Here is a 232-nt window from a genome sequence, read left to right as displayed (position 1 = left end):
CCCGCGAACGTGCCACGTTTTCTTTCAAGTGCATTGCGTACCGCATTGGCGATTTCAAGACTTTCCGAGTACTTCTCCGCTACGGTTACAACGTCAATAAACACCGTATCCTCGACCGAGTATTTATCTTTTGTATAAGCCGGAATCAGCCCGCTGCGTTTGTAAATTACAAAAGGATAAGCCGTATTTTCTTTCGCGAGAACAGGGAATAATCTGTTACCGATTTTAGCCG

The 232-nt window shown here is 45.3% G+C and carries 1 protein-coding gene; it reads right to left on the bottom strand.

The window, feature by feature from the left end; all coding sequences use genetic code 11:
* Positions 1 to 232 (bottom strand): hypothetical protein (locus RMT89_RS45635; protein ID WP_315889636.1); only part of this gene is annotated, 232 nt, incomplete at both ends.

Source organism: Streptomyces sp. P17 (genome assembly GCF_032436805.1).
GTDB lineage: Bacteria > Actinomycetota > Actinomycetes > Streptomycetales > Streptomycetaceae > Streptomyces.
This window is presented reverse-complemented; position numbering and strand designations above follow the sequence as displayed.